Genomic DNA, 254 nt, shown 5'->3' on the forward strand with positions numbered 1-254 from the left:
GCTGAGACCGGCGGCCCCCGTGGACGGCTCAGGTACCGAACCCCTCGGCCCGTTCCTCCTGCTCGTCCTCGGCGATGTGCATCGCCGCCTCCTCGGCGGTCGCGGCGCCGCCGTCGATGCCGACGTCTGGCGGCCGCCGCGCGGCTGAGACCGGCGGCCCCCGTGGACGGCTCAGGTACCGAACCCCTCGGCCCGTTCCTCCTGCTCGTCCTCGGCGATGTGCATCGCCGCCTCCTCGGCGGTCGCGGCGCCGC

Annotated in this window: 1 protein-coding gene; it reads right to left on the reverse strand. The window is 76.4% G+C overall.

The genetic code is table 11. The features are described from left to right. Nucleotides 1-28: 28 nt before the first annotated feature. Entirely contained in the window at nucleotides 29-175 is a 147-nt protein-coding gene (locus tag RM590_RS36195) for a DUF5709 domain-containing protein (protein ID WP_394814046.1), read from the reverse strand. Nucleotides 176-254: the final 79 nt, after the last annotated feature.

Origin of the sequence: Streptomyces litchfieldiae, assembly GCF_031845365.1 — a bacterium.
GTDB classification, from domain to species: domain Bacteria; phylum Actinomycetota; class Actinomycetes; order Streptomycetales; family Streptomycetaceae; genus Streptomyces; species Streptomyces litchfieldiae.